This window comes from Candidatus Methylacidithermus pantelleriae, from assembly GCF_905250085.1.
GTDB lineage: Bacteria > Verrucomicrobiota > Verrucomicrobiia > Methylacidiphilales > Methylacidiphilaceae > Methylacidithermus > Methylacidithermus pantelleriae.
In genome coordinates, this window is the sequence record NZ_CAJNOB010000056.1 from 106830 (window position 1) to 122599 (window position 15770).

The 15770-nt window shown below is 56.7% G+C and carries 19 protein-coding genes and 2 pseudogenes; 17 read left to right on the forward strand and 4 right to left on the reverse strand.

Features of this window, described 5'->3' with window-relative positions; genetic code table 11:
* The first annotated feature begins 21 nt into the window (after window positions 1–21).
* Window positions 22–1152: a citrate/2-methylcitrate synthase gene (locus tag KK925_RS11205; RefSeq protein ID WP_236027911.1), complete on the forward strand. Its 1131-nt coding sequence runs from the start codon at window positions 22–24 to the stop codon at window positions 1150–1152.
* 48 nt (window positions 1153–1200) lie between these two features.
* Here KK925_RS11205 and KK925_RS09735 read toward each other — a convergent pair.
* Window positions 1201–2568: pseudogene (locus KK925_RS09735) on the reverse strand (lipase maturation factor family protein); the annotation flags it as partial.
* Between the two features lie 86 nt (window positions 2569–2654).
* Entirely contained in the window at window positions 2655–3152 is a 498-nt protein-coding gene (locus KK925_RS09740; protein ID WP_174582473.1) for a peroxiredoxin, read from the reverse strand.
* A 186-nt stretch (window positions 3153–3338) separates the two neighbouring features.
* Here KK925_RS09740 and KK925_RS09745 point away from each other — a divergent pair, with 186 nt between their 5' ends.
* The 8 genes from KK925_RS09745 to KK925_RS09780 all read left to right on the forward strand — a co-directional run bounded on the left by KK925_RS09745 (window position 3339) and on the right by KK925_RS09780 (window position 8206).
* Complete coding sequence (locus KK925_RS09745) at window positions 3339–3704, forward strand: hypothetical protein (protein ID WP_214096474.1); 366 nt, start codon at window positions 3339–3341, stop codon at window positions 3702–3704.
* A gap of 206 nt (window positions 3705–3910) precedes the next feature.
* A complete protein-coding gene (locus KK925_RS09750) occupies window positions 3911–5305 on the forward strand; it encodes an FAD-binding oxidoreductase (RefSeq protein WP_174582475.1) in 1395 nt (464 codons plus the stop codon).
* 57 nt (window positions 5306–5362) lie between these two features.
* Entirely contained in the window at window positions 5363–5890 is a 528-nt protein-coding gene (locus KK925_RS09755) for a hypothetical protein (protein WP_174582476.1), read from the forward strand.
* Window positions 5891–6137: 247 nt separating this feature from the next.
* Window positions 6138–6314: a hypothetical protein gene (locus KK925_RS09760; protein ID WP_214096475.1), complete on the forward strand. Its 177-nt coding sequence runs from the start codon at window positions 6138–6140 to the stop codon at window positions 6312–6314.
* Window positions 6315–6342: 28 nt separating this feature from the next.
* The gene (locus KK925_RS09765; RefSeq protein WP_214096476.1) at window positions 6343–6504 is read left to right on the forward strand and encodes a hypothetical protein; all 162 of its coding nucleotides are present in this window, start codon (window positions 6343–6345) and stop codon (window positions 6502–6504) included.
* 144 nt (window positions 6505–6648) lie between these two features.
* Window positions 6649–6882 carry a hypothetical protein gene (locus KK925_RS09770; RefSeq protein ID WP_214096477.1) on the forward strand — a complete coding sequence of 78 codons (234 nt, stop codon included), beginning with the start codon at window positions 6649–6651 and terminating at the stop codon, window positions 6880–6882.
* 361 nt (window positions 6883–7243) lie between these two features.
* Complete coding sequence (locus tag KK925_RS09775; RefSeq protein ID WP_174582477.1) at window positions 7244–7555, forward strand: hypothetical protein; 312 nt, start codon at window positions 7244–7246, stop codon at window positions 7553–7555.
* A 288-nt stretch (window positions 7556–7843) separates the two neighbouring features.
* Entirely contained in the window at window positions 7844–8206 is a 363-nt protein-coding gene (locus tag KK925_RS09780) for a hypothetical protein (RefSeq protein WP_214096478.1), read from the forward strand.
* A gap of 163 nt (window positions 8207–8369) precedes the next feature.
* On the opposite strand, the gene KK925_RS09785 is transcribed toward KK925_RS09780, so the two are convergent.
* The gene (locus KK925_RS09785; RefSeq protein ID WP_174582478.1) at window positions 8370–9986 is read right to left on the reverse strand and encodes an amino acid permease; all 1617 of its coding nucleotides are present in this window, start codon (window positions 9984–9986) and stop codon (window positions 8370–8372) included.
* A gap of 49 nt (window positions 9987–10035) precedes the next feature.
* Window positions 10036–11382, reverse strand: coding sequence for a Fe-S cluster assembly protein SufD (gene sufD / locus KK925_RS09790; RefSeq protein WP_174582479.1), 1347 nt, complete (start codon window positions 11380–11382; stop codon window positions 10036–10038).
* A 181-nt stretch (window positions 11383–11563) separates the two neighbouring features.
* Here sufD and KK925_RS09795 point away from each other — a divergent pair, with 181 nt between their 5' ends.
* The 8 genes and pseudogenes from KK925_RS09795 to KK925_RS09830 all read left to right on the forward strand — a co-directional run.
* Window positions 11564–12415: a sulfurtransferase gene (locus KK925_RS09795; protein ID WP_174582480.1), complete on the forward strand. Its 852-nt coding sequence runs from the start codon at window positions 11564–11566 to the stop codon at window positions 12413–12415.
* Window positions 12416–12420: 5 nt separating this feature from the next.
* Window positions 12421–12918 carry a SufE family protein gene (locus KK925_RS09800; RefSeq protein WP_174582481.1) on the forward strand — a complete coding sequence of 166 codons (498 nt, stop codon included), beginning with the start codon at window positions 12421–12423 and terminating at the stop codon, window positions 12916–12918.
* Window positions 12919–13334: 416 nt separating this feature from the next.
* On the forward strand, window positions 13335–13694 hold the full coding sequence (gene erpA, locus KK925_RS09805; RefSeq protein WP_174582482.1) for an iron-sulfur cluster insertion protein ErpA: 360 nt from the start codon (window positions 13335–13337) through the stop codon (window positions 13692–13694).
* A 28-nt stretch (window positions 13695–13722) separates the two neighbouring features.
* Window positions 13723–14070 carry a HesB/IscA family protein gene (locus KK925_RS09810; RefSeq protein ID WP_174582483.1) on the forward strand — a complete coding sequence of 116 codons (348 nt, stop codon included), beginning with the start codon at window positions 13723–13725 and terminating at the stop codon, window positions 14068–14070.
* A 157-nt stretch (window positions 14071–14227) separates the two neighbouring features.
* A complete protein-coding gene (locus KK925_RS09815; RefSeq protein WP_214096479.1) occupies window positions 14228–14413 on the forward strand; it encodes a hypothetical protein in 186 nt (61 codons plus the stop codon).
* Window position 14414: 1 nt separating this feature from the next.
* On the forward strand, window positions 14415–14693 hold the full coding sequence (locus KK925_RS09820; RefSeq protein ID WP_214096480.1) for a hypothetical protein: 279 nt from the start codon (window positions 14415–14417) through the stop codon (window positions 14691–14693).
* The gene (locus KK925_RS09825) at window positions 14690–14836 is read left to right on the forward strand and encodes a hypothetical protein (RefSeq protein WP_174582484.1); all 147 of its coding nucleotides are present in this window, start codon (window positions 14690–14692) and stop codon (window positions 14834–14836) included. Before KK925_RS09820 ends, KK925_RS09825 begins: the two co-directional genes overlap by 4 nt.
* Window positions 14837–15263: 427 nt before the next feature.
* Window positions 15264–15770: pseudogene (locus KK925_RS09830) on the forward strand (hypothetical protein); the annotation flags it as partial.

Sequence of the window (15770 nt, forward strand, 5' to 3'; positions counted from 1 at the left end):
CTTTTGACTGCCGTGGGATTTATGGCACCATCGTCGAAAGCAAGTGGACTCGCCGGAGTGGTTGCGGGAGAGACTGCGATTAGCGCCGTTGATCGCGAAGGGCTCGATCTTACCTATCGGGGCTATTCCATTCGGGATTTGGCGAGCCAGGCAACTTTTGAAGAGGTTGTCTACCTTCTTTTATATGAAAAGCTTCCCACGGAGGAGGAGCTAAGGTTTTTTTGCCAGGACCTAGTCCGGCAGAGAGGGCTCCCTCCAGAAGTGTGCCAAATTTTGGAACGGCTGCCAGGTTCGGCCAATCCGATGGATATCCTTCGAACCGGCTGTTCGGCTCTGGGAGCTTTTGAACCGGAGCGGGACCCGGAAAGGGATCAGTGGAAGGTTGCCAAACGATTAGTCGCCTGTTTTCCTTCGATCCTTCTTTACTGGCATCGGTTCCACCGGGATGGCCAGAGGATTGAAACGGCAACGGGAGAACCCAGAACGGCGGCTCATTTCCTTTCTCTTCTTCGAGGGGAAAGAGAGATTTCTCCCCTCGAAGTTCGAGCGCTGGATGTGTCGCTCATCCTCTACGCAGAGCATGAGTTTAATGCCTCAACCTTTACGTGTCGGACCATCGCTTCTACCCTTTCCGATTTTTATTCTGCTGTGACCGGTGGAATTGGAGCGCTGCGTGGGCCGCTTCACGGGGGTGCCAACGAGGCAGCCATGGAGCTTATTCTTCGATTTAAAACTCCCGATGAGGCGGAGGAAGGCATTTGCCAAATGTTGCAACGCAAGGAACTGGTCATGGGATTTGGACACCGGGTGTATAAAAAGGGAGACCCGCGTTCGAGGGTGCTTAAGGAATGGGCACAAAAACTTGCCGAGCTACGGGCGGATCAAAGGCTTTTTCCAATCTGCGAGCGGATTGAAAAGGTGATGTTTCGGGAAAAACAGCTCTATCCCAACGTGGATTTCTACGGGGCGCTCACCTATTATTTTCTGGGAATCCCTATCCCCATGTTTACTCCCCTCTTTGTCATCGCGCGCGTCGCGGGCTGGTCGGCTCACATCATGGAGCAGCGGGCGCACAACCGGTTGATCCGGCCCATGGGCGAGTACGTGGGCCCCAGCCCTCGGCCTTATGTTCCCATGCACGCCCGTTCCTAGGGCAAAGGGAGCGGGAGGGTTCTGGAGCCGGATCTCGGGAAAGTAAGGACCCAGTAGTTCCCGTTTCCACCATTGACCGGTCGTTTTCCGTTCTTGCCAAGACGTAAAGGAGTAACGGTAGATCCATGCCCGGACGTAAAGCGGTGGGCTTTGAGGAAAAGGGTTTTCCGCAAACAACCGAACCACTGTGGGACTTCCCTGAAGCAAGCGAATCAAAAGCCGAACAAACCACGGGGAGTCGGTTGCTCGGGACAGGGCCGCGAACCACATCTGCCAGTCGAGTCGAGGCTGGTGGGGGGCAACCCATGGAGGTGGCTTGGTAAGCGCCTGGGGTTTCCAGCGAAAGACATAGGGTTTCCAGTTTACCCCATCGGAGCTTCCTTCCAGCTCAATTTCGTCCCTTTCTTTGGTCATCACGGCAAAGGCGCCGTACCCGTTAGCGACCCGCCAGGGTTCAATCCAGGCCAAGGGGACCGCGATCCAAGAGGGGGTCTTTTGGGGTCCCAAAAGGAAGTGGGCGGTGGCTAAAAGGCTGGCGGTTCCCAATAGGATCCCTCCCGGGAGAATAGCCAGCAGGCGCAACCGCGAAGGCCTTTCCGAGGGCGCGCTCCGCAGCGCTTCCCGGCAAGCAGAGGGGAACCATTGTTCCCCTACGCTCGGCAAACAAAGGACCAGGGCGAGCCAGTTAAAAAAGGCGTAATTACCGATGACCATCATGGCAAGCTGGAGGCTTGCGCAGCCCAAAACCCCGAAGAGTCGAGCCCTCCGACCCATCCAGAGAAGGCAGGGAGCCGCAAGTTCCGTACAAAGAACCCAAAACGTGCACATACGGTGAAACCAAAGGGGTGCTTGGGCCAAATACCAAGCAGGCGGGGTGGGAATCGGCTGGGTAAGGTAGTGATAGGAAAGGGCAGAAAGATCCCGCCAGCTGGGGTCTCCACTGGCAAGTTTTACCCAGCCGTTAAGAAAAAAGAGTCGAAAAAGAAGCCAACGCAAAAGCCATACACCCAATTTCGGGGGGGCCTCCGCATAGCGAAACCCAGGGAAAAGCCGGCAAGGAGTGGAAAGGAGGGCTACGGCGCCGCTTTCAATAAGAAGAGCATCCCATTGGAAATTAAAAAATTCCGTCCCTGCCGTAGCCAGGGAGAGGTACAAAAGCGTCACAAGCAAAAGGCAAAGGCAAGGAGCGATATTGAGAAACAAAAAGAGGCTTGCCCCGACTCCAAGCCAGCAAGCCCAGCTAAGTGCCCGGTCGTCGTGCCAAAACCAGAAGAAGGTCGGAAACAGAAAATAGCGGCGCCAGTCGCTGGTGGCCCGGAGTCCTGCAAAAACCTGCTCGCAGGGAAGGATTCCCTGGCTCCCTGCCAGCCCGCGAATTTGAACGGCGGCGGAGGCAAAGGCAATGGCAAAGACCATGGCCAGTCCCCGGTGGAATAGCCACAGGGGAAGCCTTGCCGTCTCTTCGGGTTGATAAAGGACGGCCAAACTCGGTTTCCCGTCTTCTAGCTGGAGCCACCCAAGGAAGGGTAATTTTGCAGGGCGCACAAAATGTCCTCCGCTAGCCGAGTGGGCCTAGGATGGAGATCTCGCCAAGCTAGGATATGCCCGCGAAAAAGGAAGGCCTGTCGGAGTGCCAAGCCCAAGACGACGGGGACACCAAAAGCTCGGGCGGCCTGCCGTTGGGAATCGGAAAGGAGGCGAAAGGGAAGATCCCATCTTTGGGCAAAGGCTCTTAACCGGTGAGGAGGATCGGTGCTTACTCCCAGGATCGTGATCCGGGCTTGGGCAAGCTGGGAAAATCGGTCCTTAAGATGACATGCCTGGGCTGTGCAGCCGAAAGTAAAAGCCTTCGGAAAAAAGTAGAGTAGCGTCCACCCTTCTAATGGGATGCAGGCTCGAAGATTCTGTGTGTGCCCGCTGGGGTCTTGCAAAAGGACGTCGGGAACGGTTGAGCCCACCCGAAGGGGTTGAGGGAAAAACCTACCAACCCAAAAGGCCATGCACCATTATGGCCTCTAGCTTTACCGAGAGCCAAACGAAAGGAGAGGTTTTTTGGACAACAAAGCGGAGAAGGCGCAATTTTTGCCTTCGCCTCCAATGGGACCTGTGAGCATGGATGGGCCGGGCGTTTTTCCGAGGAAATCCCTAGGCCTAAAAGGGAAACCTTCGGACCGGGCGCACGCCCATTGGAGAGAACCCAAAGAATCGTGCGGATACGCGGTCAGTTGTGGGGGAGCCTCTCTTCCCTTGACCGGCGACTTTTTCCTGGGGAGGACACCACGGGGTGGGAAAGAACGGGTCCCAAAGGAGACCCGCCGGCGCTTTCGGATCGGGAAAGAAAGGTCCTTTTGTCCGAGAAAAAATCCCCAAGGCAAGCGTTGGATCGGTTGCGAGTGGTTTCAGTTCGCCTGCAAGGGAAAGAGAAGGAGATGAGAGCTATTGACGCCTTTTTCAATCGGGTAGATCGAACGTTGACCTTTGATAGGGTGTGCCATAACGTGACAGGGTCACCCTATTGTCTGCCGTCACCGGGGGTGACCGGGAAACCGTAACGGCTCGCAGACGGGACGTAATCCCTTCTCTTTGGTCTAGAGTCCGGCAACAAGGGGGGAGGCTGGCGACGTGCATGAGTGAACGACCGGCGTGTCCGGCTGGGAACGGCCGGATGCGGCAAAGAAATGTTTCTAGGTTCTCGGCAAGGAAGTGCCAGCGATGACGCGCTACCTTACGGTAGGGAGACGTACGTGAGGCAAGTTCCATGGATACTGGTGAAACTCGCTCGCAGAAGGCTGGGTGGATCTTTCAATTGGAAAAGCTATTGCCCTTGGGCCGGGTAAGTTGCGAACCACAAGTCCTTGCGGAACACGGGACGGATGCGTGGCTGGCCCGTGCGTTACCGGAGGCGGTGGTTTTCCCTCGGACGGTAGAGGAGGTGTCGGCCGTTCTCCGGTTTGCTTGGGAAAGAGACATTCCGGTAACGGCGCGGGGCGCAGGTAGGGGATATGTCGGAGGGTGTGTCCCGGTTCGTGGTGGCATCGTCTTGTCCGTTGCGTACATGAACCGGATCCGAGAAATCGATCCGGTCGATGGAGTTGCCGTGGTGGAACCCGGGGTGATTACAGGAAAGCTAGCGCAAGAAGCTCGCCGGCTGGGCTATTTCTATCCCCCGGATCCGGCAAGCCTTCACGAGTCATCGATCGGGGGCAATATCGCGACCAATGCTGGGGGGGCCCGCTCGCTCAAGTACGGCGTTACCAAACATTACGTTTTGGGATTGGAGGTCGTTCTCGCGGAAGGGACCATTGTCCGGGTGGGATCACGAACTCACAAAAATAAAACCGGGTTTGATCTCGTAAGCCTGTTCGTGGGTTCCGAGGGTCTTTTAGGGGTGGTCACCGAGGCAACCTTGCGCCTTATTCCCCATCCCCCGGCTCGCGCCGTGATTGCGGCCGGGTTTGAGGCAATCGAGAGGGCCGCGGCTGCGGTGGAAAACATTCTTACTTCCGGGCTGCTTCCTTCGGCTCTGGAGATTGCCGATCGTTTCACGGTGGAAGCGGCCCGCCATTACCTAACCGATGTATCCCTTCCCCCCGGGCAAGCGCATCTTTTGGTAGAAGTTGACGGCGGACCGCAAGCCGTGCGAGAAGAGGGGGAGCGTGTGAGCCAAATTCTTTTGGAGGCTGGCGCGATTGCGGTGGAAAGTGCCTGGGAGGAAGACTCCTGTGAACGATTGTGGTCCACGCGCCGGAGTTTTTCCCGTGCGCTCTCTCACCAGGGGCTTCTAAAGTTAAATGAGGATGTGACCGTGCCACGGAGCCGGCTGGTGGATCTTTTTTCCTTTGTATCGGAGCTTGCCCGGCGGTGGGGCATCCCCATTGCTGCTTTTGGGCATGCGGGGGATGGGAACATCCATGTCAATCTTATGGTGAACCCCAATCAAGAGGAGGAGAAGACACGGGCGCAGCGGGCGCTGGATGAGCTTTTTGCACAGGTTCTTGGGTGGGGCGGGGTTCTTACGGGCGAACACGGGATTGGGCTTGCCAAACTTTCCTGGTGGCCTCAGGCGGTCTCCGAGCCCGTGCGGGAGATTCATCGCAAAATCAAACGGGCCCTGGATCCAAAGGGGATGCTCAATCCGGGAAAATTTGTTTGATTGTTCTTCGAGGATTCTCCGAGTAGGGGTTTGTCTTCAAAGGGAAGGAACGAAACGATGGCAAAGCTTGAGGATGAGTTTGAATACGCGATGGCGGCCACCCAGGTCCTGCGGGTTCCGCGTCGGAGCATTGACACGCTAGGGAGCTCGCTTGTGCACTACCACTTGGTGACGGCTCACATGGATCTGGTGGATGTCTGTTTTGTGCGTGAGGGGAAGATGGAAGCGGAGCGCCCGAGAATTGTTACCCCGACCTATATGGCCAAAATTCTCTTGGATGGTTTTGGAGCCAAAGCGCAAGAATACGTCCAGTACCTGGCCCAGCATTCTCGGGAGTTTGTCTTTCTGCGTTACGGTTTTCGGATGCGGAAGGAAGAGGTGGAGTGTTACGAGGTCCGCGAGCCCTTGGAGGTCACCCTGGAGAGGGTCGAGGCCGAGGTAGAGGCAAAGGGAGACCCCCTGGCGGCGATCGTCGTGGGGGTGGACGACGCGTGGGAAATTTCTCTTGTCAAATTTATGCTGGAATATGTGCGAACGTCCTTTCCTCAAAATCTTGAGGATTTTCGAAAGCGAGGCTGGCTATAGGCGGGCTATTGTCCGATCGGAAAAGGTTTTGCCTTTCCTTTTTACAGCGACGTACCGTTGAGAAGAAGTTTTTCCCCTGGGAAGTTCCAAAGCGAGTCGAGCATGGGAAGGATTTCTTTTTTGCGTTTGAGGTCTGCCAATAGCTAAAAAACATAGGTACACATAACGCTCTGTATCGCACCCTATCCGAATAAAGTAGAGTGCGTGGGCCAAGCGGCAGGGTGTTGGCTACAAGACGGTTTGGGGGATGGGTAAGGAGGGGCATTTGCTTGTTCCCACAGAATCGTTGCCGACCGGGATGGTGATCGTGCATGGGGAGGCGGCACAACCCGATGGCGTGGCCCTCTACGTGCGGCTGTGCAAGCGCCGTGCCGATGAACCAGCGGATTTGAGAGAGACAATTGGCTTGGGTTCTCCGAGTTAGCTTCTCCAGGAAACTGTTGCGGATCGTCATGATCGTCAAGGGGGTCGGCCCTGGGAGGAACGGACATCGCAGAGGGCTCGTTGGGTGGGTCTGTGACTCCAAGGTTGGCGTCATCCTGGTCGAGGAGCGGGACCGGCTGATGCGCTTCGGTCTCGAGTACCGGGAAGTACCATTGGCCGGCTACAGTTGATCCATCCCGGTGGTGAATCCCAAGGAGATCGATGACTCACGCTATCATGCGCGACCTGCATGAGGGGATCGTTTCCTTCTGGGCCAGGCGTTACGGGAAGAAATCCGCGCAGAGCCGTGCCAAGAAGGCGCTCGAAGCCATCGCATGGGTAAGCTGGCTATTCTCCCTTACCAGACGGCGTTGCGGGTGACGGTCGAACAGGGGGCCTTGCGTAACACCTATGCCGCGCTCTGCGGGCGAGCTCGGCGAAGGTGTTTTTCTGTCACATGCCGGCTCCTGTTTCGCTCAACGGGGGCCATTGATCCTCTTCCTGCGGCGGTTTGGCTTGACCGCCCGAGAGTTCCATGCCCTCCGGGTCCGAGCTCGAAGCAACGATAGCTTCGATTGGCCAACGGCGGCTTTGAGCTCGTTTGAGGAAGCTAAGGAGGGGATCAGGGGAGTACAAAAGGTGATCCACAAGCCTGGGGGAGAAGAAGCGGGCCTCGAAACGTGTGGCACGAGAAAAAGCCGCGGTTGGCCCTCCTGCGGACGGAGCTCCATGGGCTCCCTGGTGCAAGAGTGATGGCCAAACGGAGCCGAGTAGCCGGTTCTCTGTGCCTGGGGGTGGGCGGATTAGACCCCAGGGAACCTCTCCTGCCAAGCCACGGTATCCCCGGAGGGAAGTCTCTGGGCTTATTGCGGTTGCGGCTGCCGGACGGACCGGGGCAGCCCGAGTCAATACCTGGTTTTTGAGGGGGGTGTGCTTCGCCTACGGCTAGAAAGCGATTTTCGCGATACTCTCGACCAGCCGGATGGTGACCGGGACAACCAAGACAGGGGAAGCTTGGCCGGAAAGAGGAGGGATCTTGCGTTTGAATTTACCGCCTCGTGCGGGACCGAAAAGGAGTGGTGGGTGTTGGCAAGCGTCGAGCTGCGGGCCCGTTTCCTTGGTAACACGCCGGCTTTTCCGGGAGCAGTTGGGATCGACCCCAACGAAGACCGCCTCGCCTTAGCGAAAACGGACCGCTTTGGCAATCCAGTGAGAGTCCGCGGGATCCGATTCCATCCCTAGGGTAAGAGCGAGGAAGAGACCAGAGCGGTTGTTGCTTGCGTCTGCAAAGAGATCGCCCGGGTCTGTTGGCGAATCGGGCAAGCCGCGGGTGAGGGAACGACTGGATCTACTCAAGAGGGAGGCGCAGCTGGAGTCAGTGGATGCCGTTCCGACCCGCTCGCTCTCTTCCTTCGCCTACACGAAGGCGATCGCGATGGTGAAGTTGGCGTTTTTCGCGCCGGGGTCGAGGTCAACCGAAGTCGACCCGGCCTACACGTCTCTGATCGGTGCGGTCAACCGCGTGCCGTCATGGCACAGGTTTTTACCAGGACACCGCCTCGTGCCTTTGCCCGGAGAGGGTTGGCAGTCTCCGAAGGCCCGTTGGGGCGAGAGGCAGTGGTGCGTACTGGCCAATGGCGGTCGTGTCAGTTTTGCGCAATCTCCAAGCAATCGGACAAACCATGGATGGTCATTTGCATGGTGGGGTTTCGGAAGAGACTTAAAGCGGCGGATACAGCGCATGCCCTGTCGCGAGGCAATGGATGGCCTCGCGCGGCTCCGTCGCGCGAAAACCCGGGGCTGGGCGCTGCCTGGGCTTTGCCGGTGAAACGCCGGCACGCAAATCGCAGGCAGCGCTGTTCGGCCGGCGTCCGGGATGATCCTCTCTGGTAGGGGAATGGTTGTCTATGGTTTGAGGAACGGTTTTTTTCCTCCTTATGGTAAGGGTCCTAACTTGGCTGTCTTAGGAAAAGGGATCTTGCGCTCCATAGGCCTGGGGAGCTCGGCAGTCTAGGGTAGACGCAGACCGCTCGTAAGCGTGGATTGCCGGTTCACGTTACGCACCCGGAGAGGCCGATTTAGGACTAGGGGCTGGAAGCTCTTGGCAGGCTTTGCTTCGGTGGATTCCATAGCCTAGGTAGAGGGCCCACCCGAGAATGAGCCACAAAATAAGTCTTGCCCAGGCCCGCGCAGGAAGGGAAACCATCTGGAGAAAACAAATCCCAACGCCAGCTAGCGGCAGCCAGGGTACCCAGGGGACGCGAAAGGGGCGAGGGAGCTCCGGCTGGGTGTGCCGAAGGATGAGAACTCCCAGGCAGACGAGGATGAAGGCAAAAAGAGTGCCGATACTCACAAGCTCGTTGAGCACAAGAATGGGACAAAAGGCTCCCAGCAGGGCTCCTGCTACTCCGCTCACCACAGTCGCAACGTAGGGGGTTTGAAAGCGGGGGTGAATCCGGGCAAGATGCGGTGGAAGAAGCCCATCTTCGGCCATTGCCCAAAAGATCCTCGACTGGCCAAGAAGAAAAACCAAAATGACCGAACTTATGCCGCTGATGGCTCCCAACTTCACAACGGGGGCTAACCAGCGAGCTCCTATGGCTTCCACTCCTACTGCAATGGGATCCGGGACGGCCAACCGCGAGTAGTGAACCGCCCCGGTCAATGCGATAGCTACCAGTACGTAGAGGATCGTGCAAAGGGAAAGACTTCCGAGGATTCCAATCGGAAGGTCTCTTTGAGGGTTTTTCGCTTCCTGCCCCGCAGTAGAGACGACATCAAAACCCAGGTACGCAAAAAAGATCATCCCTGCCCCGCGCAAGACCCCGCTCCAACCAAATTGGCCAAACTCGCCCCGGTTGGGAGGAACAAAGGGATCCCAGTTTTGATGCCAAACCTCGGGATGGGTAGTGAGATAACGGAACGCGGCTGCCACGAAACAAAGAAGTGCACCGGTCTTAAAAAGGACAATCGCCGTGTTCAAGGTTGCAGATTCCCGGATCCCCAGCACGAGCAAAGCCGAAAGGGAGAGCACAATGGCGACGGCGGGCACGTTTACCCATCCGGATGCTTGTGGAAGGTCCTCCATGTGCACTCCGTGCCCGCGCAACCATTGCGCAAGCTCTCCGGTCGCGATCACCCATCCTTGGCCAGGCAGTTGAACGAGGTGAGTCCCATAAGGGGCGGTCCATTCGGGCGGTAGCAAAATGCCGATGTCCCGAAGAAGACTGCTAAAATAACCGGACCATCCGATGGAAACGAGCCCCACCGTAAAGAGATACTCGAGCACAAGGCTCCACCCGATCGTCCAAGCCATTGCCTCTCCCATAGTTGCATAGGCGTACACGTAGGCGCTACCTGCGGCGGGGATCATGGACGCAAGCTCGGCATAACACAGCGCTGCCAGGGCGCAGCTACTTCCGGATAAAACAAAAGAGAGGCATACCGCCGGGCCGGCGTGTTGGCTGGCGACTGCCCCTGTCAGAACGTAAATTCCTGCCCCGATGATCCCGCCCACACCGAGCGCGATAAGCTCGGGGGCTCCAAGCACCCGTCGTAAGGGATTCGGCGTGTCCCGGCTCCGCGCCGATTTTGGAACGTGGCGCAGGCGAAAAAACCTTTGCCAGAGAGACCCCAACCGGGTCTCGCATTTTCCCCCAGTGGGTGCAGGCATTGCCGGGTCCAAGACTTTTTCCCTTTTGAGCTTTTGTGGAGTAAACCGTCTACCCCTTCGCCGGATGCTGGCTTTGGGCCAGTCGCTCTTCCACCAACGTCAGAAATTCTTCCGTTAGCTCGCCGTCACCAAACCGTCCGAGCACTTCTTCCAGAAACCCTCGGACAAGCAAAACTTTGGCCAAAGGGAGAGGAATACCACGTTGCCGCAGGTAAAAAAGCTCTTCGGGATCCAGGGGCCCCACGGTTGCTCCATGGGTACAACGGACCTCATTTGCCATGATTTCCAGGCCCGGGAGGGTATTGGCCTCCGCTTCCTCGCTTAAGAGAAGATTGCGGTTGGACTGATAGGCATCGGTCGCCTGGGCCTGGGGGTCAACATCGATCATTCCGGCGAAAATCGTTCGGGACCGATCGGCGAGGGCATTTTTGTACAAAAGATCACTCGTCGTGTGACCGGCTACGTGTTCTTGGAATGTCCGCTGGTCAAACTCCTGCCCGTCTCGGGCTAGCGTGGCCGAAAGCATAAGACTCTGGGCTCCCGGGCCGACAAGCTTGCTGTGGTTTTCCAACCGTGCGTAACTGGCCCCTAGGTTTGCGTGCAAGGTGATTGCTCGTCCATCCCGGTCCACCACGGTAGACCCCATCTGGAGAGAAACGGTTCCCAATGGCCAATCCTGGAGGACGGAAACCCGAAGTTCTCCTCCGCTTCCGACAAACTGATCTTGAATGAGGGAACAAAAAGCAGGCCCCCCTTCTGGCTCTGTCCCCCGGAGCCGGATCCGGACTCGCGCGGAGGCACAGCGTCCTACAACGATAAGAATGTAAGGGAAAATCGCCCTAGGGGAATGAGGGGAAAAGATCTCGATTTCCAGGGGATCTGCCAGGGTTGTCCGTTCTCCCACGTAGAGGAAACACCCATTGCGACACCACAGACGGGTGAGGGCCGCAAATTTTTCGCCCCCAAGACGAGTTTTTTCCCGAAAGAAAAAAGGTTGAACCAATTGAGGAAACTTCTGGGCCGCTTCCAGCAGGGGACAAAAAACGACCTGGGACGACTGGCCAGGCTCCGGCCACCGCCAGAGAGGTTCTTCTCCCCAATGGACGAGCTTCCACCGATTGTCCTTGCGCGCTTGGTATTCTTTTCGAAGCTGGAGGGCGGCCTCTTGCTCTGGCTTGTCCACCACAAAAAAGCGTTCCAACCCAATTTTGTGCAAGCTGGTGAAACGCCAGCGCTCATCCTTTCCGCTGGGGAAGGGGAGCGATAAAAACTCTTGGTACGCTTGACGACGAGCTGCGACCCAAAAAGGAGGGTACTCTGGGTCGTTCAAGTACGACTCGGGAGGAACTTCCCAGACCGGGTAACCCCCTTGAGGAAGGATCGGTTGTGGTTCCATGCTTTTTGTCTTGGAGTTTGCCTCCACCGGGGCAAGAGGGAAAATACAAGCACACGGGATTCCCCGCAAAGGGTAAGCTTCGAGAAGGCTTTACCTGAGCTTGGGAGTGGCTTCTTACTTCCTCCTTTACTTTTGAGCTAGATTCTCTACTTTTCCGGTAAGTAAACGAAAGGATCCACCGATGAGTAAAGGCTATGCCCATCCTGAAGCATTAGTCGAGACGTCCTGGCTTGCTGAACACCTGCACGATCCGGACATTCGGGTCATTGAAAGCAACGAGGACGTTCTTCTGTACGATACGGGACATATTCCTGGAGCCGTCCACATCGATTGGCGGCGGGATCTCCAGGATCCCGTGGTGCGGGATTACATTTCTCCGGAGGCTTTCGCGGAGCTTTGCTCGCGTAACGGGATCGCTCCGGAAACCACGTGTATTTTTTATGGGGATAAGTCCAACTGGTGGGCTTGCTATGCTTTGTGGGCTTTCCGTCTGTTTGGCCACCAGAAGGTCAAAATTCTCAATGGGGGGCGGGACAAGTGGATCCGGGAAGGGCGGCCTCTTACGCGCGAAAAGCCCAGCTATCCCAGAACCGAGTACCCTGTCCCCAAGCAACGCTACGACCGAGATATCCGGGCCTTTTATGAAGAGGTGTTGGAATTTTCTCGGAACGGAGGTCCGCTGATTGATGTGAGGAGCCCGCAAGAGTATCGGGGCGAACTTTTGCACATGCCCGAATATCCTCAGGAGGGGGCGCTACGTGGGGGTCATATCCCTGGGGCGAAAAATGTCCCTTGGAAAACAGCGGTCCGCGACGACGGAACCTTTAAGTCGGCTGAGGAACTCCAACAAATTTACCAAGAGCAAATCGGATTTTCTCCTGACAAAGAGACCATTGTTTATTGCCGCATCGGGGAGCGTTCCAGCCACACCTGGTTCGTTCTGACCTACCTCCTTGGGCTGCCTAAGGTGCGCAACTACGACGGATCCTGGACGGAATGGGGCAATAAGGTGCGGGCACCCATCGAACGGTAACGGTTATGGTGGAAGGGGTTTGCTCGAAGGAAGAGACGAACGTCTACCCGAAGCGCCTAGCGCAGATTGTGGAGCTTTTTACGCCTCTTTCCGAAGAGGAACGGTGTGAGCTTTTGGTTGCCTTTGCCGATACGGCTTCTCGGTACGAACCGAAGGAAGGGGAGCGGTTTGATCTCGAGGATGTCCGCAAGGATGAGGAATGCACAGACACCGTCGGGGTTTTTCTTCGACTTGATCCGGAAAAGAAGCTGAGCGTGCGCATGCGTCTCGGGCCTGCGGTCCAAACCCTGACCAAAGCCATGACGTCGATTTTATGCGAGGGACTAGAGGGCGCGACTCTCGAGGAAATCCTAGAGCTTTCCAGCGATTTTGTCCCTAAAATTGTAGGGGGACAGCTCGTTCGCATTCGAAGCCAGACGGTTTATTACGTGCTGGGGAGGATTCGCGCAGCGTGCCAGGTTCTAGCTAGGAGACGACAGGCGTTGGCGGCAACCCCGAGCTAGAGCATTAACCCAGGCTTTTCCCGAGCGCCCGCGCCCCACAACCTCCGCATGGCTCAAGCTCTTACTTGCTCGCTTCCTTTTCGATAATAAAAAAGGGACAAAAGAAGGTGTCAGCGTTTTGATTTGCTTTTTTGGACGCATCCGCACCGGGGATAGGAGCCACCGATCGTCTGCGGGTCCGTGGAGAGCACGGTGATACCCAGGTAACCGCCGCAGAATGGCAAAAGAAAAGCGATATGAAGAAGGGGGTTAAGCTGACAAGCAGTGGCGAAGAGTCCAAGAGTTGCAAAACCGCAAAAAGATGGTTCAAAGATTTTAGGGTTGGCCAGTCTCACGATGAAAGGATAGACTTAGGAAAGCTTGCGGCCACCGTGGGTCATACGAAAGTTGGCTCCTAGGTCCGAAGGAGGAAAGGTATGGAGAAAGAGACGGAAAATGTCCAGCAAGGTGCACCTATTGAAATTACTGAGCGAGCGGCTCACAAGCTTGCTCAGCTTCTTGCAGAGGAGGGTAACCCCGAGCTAAAGTGGCGCTTGTACGTGACCGGAGGAGGTTGCTCCGGCCTCCAGTATAACTTCGCTCTGGATCCAGGGAGTCGGCCGGGGGACGCGGTCATTGCCCAAAATGGAGTCACTTTGCTAGTCGATCCGCGAAGTCTTTCGGTACTGGTGGGCTCCCGGATTGATTTTAAGGAAGACCTTGAGGGAGCTCAATTTACGATTGATAATCCAAACGCGGTTCGCACGTGTAGTTGTGGGTCATCCTTCTGCGTATAAACCAAACGCATTGCTCGGCTTTCCTGCTATGTCTACCTTCCAACCCATCCGAATCCATCTGACCGACCAAGCCGCAGAACGACTGAAGAAATTTCTGGGCGAAAACGCTTTGGCATGCGCTGTGCGCATCGGGGTGTGCCGGAGTGGTTGCGCGGGTTATAGCTACAAAATGCAAGTCACCCAAGAACCGGTTTCCTCGGAGGAGTGGGTTGTAGAAGTGAAAGGGATTCGGCTGTTGATCCCGAAGGAATTTGCTCGCTGGCTGGATGGTCTGGAAATCGACTACGGGCGATCGGGAGTAAATGAGAGTTTTCGGTTCCGTAACCCCCATGCGAAAGCCTTATGTGGGTGTGGGGAAAGTTTTTCTTTTGAGTAAGGAGTCGCCAGCAGCGAAAAAAATATAGCCGCACATAAGGCTCTTCACGGCATTTATCCGAAGGAAGTCACCTGCGTGGGCCAGACGGCAGAGTGTTGGCTACAAGACGGGTTGGCGGATGTCGAAGGAGGGGCGTTAGCCTCTTCCCGCAGGGTGGTTGCCGACCGGAACGGTGATCGTGTATGCGGAGGCGGCATCACCCGATGGCGTGGAGCTTTTCCGCGCGGGCGTACAAGCGCCGATGAACCAGCGGATTGAGACCGGCAGTTGGCTTGGGTTGTCCAAGTTTGCTCTCAAGCAAAGCGTTGTGGATTGTCAAGGCCGTCAAGGAAGGCGGCTCTAGGATGAACGGCGATAGCAGAGGGCTCGTTGGGCAGGTCTCTGATCCGAAGGTTGGCGTTATCCTGGTCGAGGAGTGCGACCGGCTGATGCGCTTGCGTTCCGATTACCGGGAAGCGACATTGGCCGCGGAGAGTCAATCCATCCTGTTGGTGGATCCGAATGGGATGAGCGACGATATCGTGCGCGCCCTCGATGAGGTCATGGTTTCATTGTGTGCCAGGCTTTACGGGAAGAGGTCTCCACGAAATTGTGCCAAGAAGGCGGTCGAACCGATCGCATGAGTAAGCTCTCTATTCTGTTGCCAGAGACGGTTGCGGTGATGATCGACCAGGGGGCGTTGCTTAACACCTCTGGGGCCCTCTACGCGCGGGTCGAGCAGTGTTTTTTGCGGGATCGGGCTCGTGTTTTCGCTGGGAAAAGTTAAGCGATCGTTTCCGCGGCGGTTGGGGTTGATGGACCAAGAGTTTCAATGCCCTGCGGGTCTGTTCTTACTAGCGCCCGCCGGCAGCATGTAGCCTTTCGTGTGTGAAACCTTTCGTCTTGGGGCGCGGAGCGACGGGAATCCAAGCTGGAATCCTGCTGGGATCGGCAAGAGCGCGGTCTTGCCAAGGGTTGCTGTCAACCGGACCGGTGCCGGGGATGGCATGACGTCGTTCTACGATAAAGACTGCGACTTGAGTCGTGGGCTGTTTACTCTTGGAAGCCTTTGGCAATCGGGGGCAGCCTGCGCTAGAAAGGCCATGGGCTTCCAACGGGCATCAAAGCGCGGGAAGAGGAAGCCGCTCCTTGGTCCCCTTTCGAGGGTCGTATCGCCACAGGCTGGTCGCAACAAGGTTTAGGCTTTTTTTCGGATGATGTACAATATGGGAGCCATGCCATTTGGATTGGCAGATCTTGGGGACTTGTTGCGGATTTTAGAGGAGCACCCGGAGTGGAAAAACGCCCTGCGGGCATCGGTCCTTGGAGAGGAATTTCTGCAACTTCCCGAGCTAGTGCGCAGACTTGCTGCAGCCCAAGAACGAACCCAGGAGGAACTAACCGTACTTGCAACCAAAGTTCAAGCCCTAATAGAGGCTCAGCGAAACACGGAAGCACGCCTGGGACAACTTGCCGAGGCTCAGAGCCGGACGGAGGAACGCGTTGGACACCTGGACGAACGGGTTGGACGCCTAGAGGAGGTTCTAGCTCAGCTGGTTGAGACTCAGCGGCGGACGGAGGAGCGGTTAGAGGAGTTGGCTCAAGCCCAGTGGCGGTCGGAAGAGCGGATTGAGCAGTTGGCTGAGGCTCAGAGGCGGACGGAGGAGCGGTTAGGGGAGTTGGCTCAAGCCCAGGGGCGGTCGGAGGAGCGGATTGGACAG

Bases quoted from the DNA above. Each gene is read 5' to 3' on its own strand.
- KK925_RS11205 (WP_236027911.1), top strand. From the start codon at position 22: ATGGCACCATCGTCGAAAGCAAGTGGACTCGCCGGAGTGGTTGCGGGA.
- KK925_RS09740 (WP_174582473.1), bottom strand. From the start codon at position 3,152: ATGGCCTTTTGGGTTGGTAGGTTTTTCCCTCAACCCCTTCGGGTGGGC.
- KK925_RS09750 (WP_174582475.1), top strand. From the start codon at position 3,911: ATGGATACTGGTGAAACTCGCTCGCAGAAGGCTGGGTGGATCTTTCAA.
- KK925_RS09755 (WP_174582476.1), top strand. From the start codon at position 5,363: ATGGCAAAGCTTGAGGATGAGTTTGAATACGCGATGGCGGCCACCCAG.
- KK925_RS09760 (WP_214096475.1), top strand. From the start codon at position 6,138: ATGGGTAAGGAGGGGCATTTGCTTGTTCCCACAGAATCGTTGCCGACC.
- KK925_RS09765 (WP_214096476.1), top strand. From the start codon at position 6,343: ATGATCGTCAAGGGGGTCGGCCCTGGGAGGAACGGACATCGCAGAGGG.
- KK925_RS09770 (WP_214096477.1), top strand. From the start codon at position 6,649: ATGGGTAAGCTGGCTATTCTCCCTTACCAGACGGCGTTGCGGGTGACG.
- KK925_RS09780 (WP_214096478.1), top strand. From the start codon at position 7,844: ATGGCACAGGTTTTTACCAGGACACCGCCTCGTGCCTTTGCCCGGAGA.
- KK925_RS09785 (WP_174582478.1), bottom strand. From the start codon at position 9,986: ATGCCTGCACCCACTGGGGGAAAATGCGAGACCCGGTTGGGGTCTCTC.
- sufD (WP_174582479.1), bottom strand. From the start codon at position 11,382: ATGGAACCACAACCGATCCTTCCTCAAGGGGGTTACCCGGTCTGGGAA.
- KK925_RS09795 (WP_174582480.1), top strand. From the start codon at position 11,564: ATGAGTAAAGGCTATGCCCATCCTGAAGCATTAGTCGAGACGTCCTGG.
- KK925_RS09800 (WP_174582481.1), top strand. From the start codon at position 12,421: ATGGTGGAAGGGGTTTGCTCGAAGGAAGAGACGAACGTCTACCCGAAG.
- erpA (WP_174582482.1), top strand. From the start codon at position 13,335: ATGGAGAAAGAGACGGAAAATGTCCAGCAAGGTGCACCTATTGAAATT.
- KK925_RS09810 (WP_174582483.1), top strand. From the start codon at position 13,723: ATGTCTACCTTCCAACCCATCCGAATCCATCTGACCGACCAAGCCGCA.
- KK925_RS09820 (WP_214096480.1), top strand. From the start codon at position 14,415: ATGAACGGCGATAGCAGAGGGCTCGTTGGGCAGGTCTCTGATCCGAAG.
- KK925_RS09825 (WP_174582484.1), top strand. From the start codon at position 14,690: ATGAGTAAGCTCTCTATTCTGTTGCCAGAGACGGTTGCGGTGATGATC.